The sequence below is a fragment of the Streptomyces sp. NPDC048434 genome (genome assembly GCF_043200375.1).
Lineage (GTDB): Bacteria > Actinomycetota > Actinomycetes > Streptomycetales > Streptomycetaceae > Streptomyces.
In genome coordinates, this window is sequence record NZ_JBICXQ010000080.1 from 1 (window position 1) to 3,762 (window position 3,762).

1 protein-coding gene is annotated in these 3,762 nt (G+C 71.2%); it reads right to left on the minus strand.

The window, feature by feature from the left end; genetic code table 11:
* On the minus strand, nucleotides 1-3,749 hold a 3,749-nt coding region (locus ACGFWI_RS38845; protein ID WP_393910781.1), incomplete at its 3' end, for an SDR family NAD(P)-dependent oxidoreductase.
* Nucleotides 3,750-3,762: the final 13 nt, after the last annotated feature.

The following is a 3,762-nucleotide window of genomic DNA, read 5'->3' on the forward strand; positions in this document are numbered from 1 at the left end:
AAGCCGTTGCTGGCCCCGTCCTGGTTGACCGCACTGCCCGCCACGACCGCCAACACCCGGTGGCCACGAGCGCGCGCATCCGACAGCCGCTCCAGAACCAGCATCCCGACGCCTTCGCCCCACCCGGTACCGTCAGCGGCATCCGCGAACGGCTTGCACCGGCCATCGCCAGCCAACCCCCGCTGCCGCGCGAACTCCGTGAACGTCCCAGGGGTGGGCATGACGGTCACGCCACCGGCCAGCGCGATCCCGCACTCCCCGGACCGCAGTGCCTGCGCGGCAAGATGAATCGCCGTCAGCGAGGACGAGCAGGCCGTGTCGATCGAGACCGCGGGACCCTGCAGCCCCAGCGAGTACGCCACGCGTCCCGACGCCACACTCGCCGTGGTCCCGGTCATCCCGAAGCCGCCGGCACCGTCCTGTTCCCCGACCCGGTACCCCAACGCGATAATGCCGGCGTAGACGCCGGTGTCGGTGCCCCGCAGCGACCCCGGGGCAATCCCCCCGTCCTCCAGTGCCTCCCAACAGGTCTCCAGCAACATCCGCTGCTGGGGATCCATCCCCAACGCCTCACGCGGGCTGATCCCGAAGAACTCCGCATCGAAATCACCAGCACCATCCAGGAACCCACCAAGCGGGGTGTAGGCAGCGCCCTCATCACCAGACTCGGACAGGCCCGGCGTCTCCCAGCCACGGTTCACCGGGAAGCCCGACATCGCGTCGGTCCCTGCGGCGACCAACTGCCAGAAACCCTCCGGGTCCTCGACCCCGCCCGGGAACCGGCAACCCATACCGACAATCGCCACCGGCTCGTCCGTGCCGACACGGACCACCGGCACAGCGGTCTCCCCGACGACCCCGTCGGCGCCGCATGCCTCTGCGACCAGGTACCGGGCAACCTCCAGCGGTGTCGGCTGGTCGAAGACCAGGGTGGCGGGAAGGCTCAGGCCCGTCTCGGCCGAGAGCCGGTTGCGCAGCTCCAGCCCGGTCAGGGAGTCGATACCCATGTCCCGGAAGGCCCGCTGGGGATCGACGTCCCCGGGGTGTGCATGACCCAGGACAACGGCGGCAGCAGCTCGGACGATCTGCAGAACCTCCTGCTCGCGCTCGGCGGAACCGAGCGCGGCCAACCGGGCCGCCAGGCCACCGGCAACCACGGCAACGGCCGCGGTCGGGCGGGCGAGAGCGCCAACGGCCAGACCCCGCAGCAGCGCGGGCACCGGCCGTCCTCCGCGAGACAGCCCCGTCAGGTCCAGCCGGGCCGGGACCGCCAACGGCGCACCCAACGCAGTAGCAGCGTCGAACAGCGCCAGGCCCTGCTCCGTCGTCAGCGGCTGAACACCACCGCGCCGCAGACGCGACAGACCCGCACCCTCCAGATGCCCGGTTATCTCCGAGGCCTGGGCCCACAGGCCCCAGGCCAGCGACTGACCAGCCAGGTGCCGGTCCCGGCGGTAGGCAGCCAGCACGTCCAGGAACGCGTTGGCGGCGGCGTAACTCCCCTGCCCCGCGCTGCCCATGACAGCCGCAGCCGAGGAGTAGAGCACGAAGCCGGCCAGGCCGATGCCTTCGGTCAGCTCGTGCAGGTTCCACGCCGCGTCGACCTTCGCCGACAGTACTGTCGCCATCCGCTCAGGCGTCAGCGACTCCACCGTCGCGTCGTCGATCACACCAGCGGCATGCACCACCGCGGTCAACGGCCGCTCGACCGCGATCTTCGCCAGGACCGAGGCGAGGGCGCTGCGGTCGGCGGCATCGCCGGCCTGCACCCGCACCTCCGCACCCGACTGCGCCAACTCCGCAACCAGACGGGCAACCCCCGGCGCGGCCGGGCCACGCCGCGACAGCAACACCAGGTGCCGCATGCCACGGGCATCCATCAGATGCCGGGCCAACTCCCCACCCAGCGTCCCCGTTCCGCCGGTGACCAGGACGGTGCCCTGCCGGTCCCACTCGGCCGGGACGTTCACCACCACCTTGCCCAGCTGCCGGGCGGCCTGCAGATACCGCAGCGCCGCCACAGCCTGCGACAGCTCGAAACACGTCACCGGCGGCGGGGTCAGGGTGCCCGCCTCGAACATCGCCCCGAGTTCGGCCAGCATCTCCGCGACTCGCGGCTCGCCCGCGTCCATCAGGTCGAACGCCTGGTAGACCACTCCCGGGTAGGACTGAGCAACCTGCTCAGGGTTCCGGATGTCGGTCTTGCCCATCTCGACGAACCGGCCGCCGCGCGGCAGCAGCCGCAGCGACGCGTCCGTGAACTCCCCGGCCAGCGCGTTGACGACCACGTCCACGCCCTCGCCACCGGTCACGTCCAGGAACCGCTCGCAGAAAGCCAGGTCCCGGGTCGAGGCGATGTGGGTGTCAGCCACGCCCATGGCTCGCAACGCGGGCTGCTTGGCCGGGCTGGCAGTCGCGAAGACCTCCAGTCCCCATGCCTGGGCGAGCTGCACCGCAGCCGTACCCACACCACCGGTCCCGGCATGAATGAGGACTCGCTGGCCGGGACGGACCTGGGCCAGATCCTGCAACGCGTAGAACGCCGTCAGGAACCCTACCGGCACCGCCGCAGCCTGCTGGAACGACCAGCCCTGCGGGATCGGGGCAAGCAGGCGGCTGTCCACGATCCCGACCGGCCCCCAGTTCGGTACCAGGCCCATCACCGGCTGACCCACCGTCAGACCGTCCACTCCAGGACCGGTCTCCAGCACGACCCCGGCGCCTTCCCCACCAAGACCTCTGTTGTCCGCGACCATCCCCAGCCCGGTCACCACGTCGCGGAAGTTCACACCCGCCGCACGCAGACCGACCCGGACCTGCCCCTCCGACAACTCAGCGCCCGCCTCGGGAGCGTCGACAACAGCCGCACTGCCCAGGTCACCCGGCTGAGCCACCTCAACCCGCCACCCCGAACCAACGGGCAATGCCAACTCACTGGCGCGGGCCAGCCGTCGACCGAAGGCCGCGACTCCCCCGCCGTCAGTAGCGGGACGGATGCGGACCTCAGGCTCATCGGCATCCAGTGCCACGGCCAGGACGGTGTCCACGTCGGCGTCGTGAGTGGGGTCCAGGCTGGCTGACGGGTCGACATCGACCAGCAGCAGACGACCCGGGTGCTCGGACTGCGTCGAGCGGATCAGGCCCGTCACCGCTGCGGCGGCCAGATCCTGCCCGGCGGCTACGCCCTGGGTCCAGATCACCAACCGCGAACCGTCGGTCTCGGGGTCGGCCAGCCACTGCTGCACCCAACCCAACACCGTCGCGGCAGCCAGCTGAGCCGCCTGCGGCGCCGACGTCCCCGACGGAGCGGCCGGCACGGCCGCAACCACCACCGGCGCCAGCTCGGACCCGACCGACTCACCATGCCGAACCCACTCCACTGCGGCAGTCGAAGCCTGCGCCGCCAGCGGGACCCAGTCCACGGTGAACAGCGACTGCCGCACCTGCCGACCAGAGCCGCTGAGCTGACCGGCCGACGCCTCACGCAGCGCCAACGACCGCGCCTCCAACACCGGTTCACCGACACCATCGAACGCCGTCACCGAGACGCCACTCGACCCACGGTCCAGCACCACTCGCAGGTGGCGGGCACCGCCGGCCAGCAGCCGCACCCCCGACCACGCAAACGGCAACCCAGTCCCACCACCGCCACTGCTGGTGCCGGCAGCCAGGAGACTGTGCAGGGCGGCGTCGAGCAGAGCGGGATGCAGACCGAACCCGGCCGCATCGGAGTCAATACCCTCGGGCAGTTCGGCCTCGGCG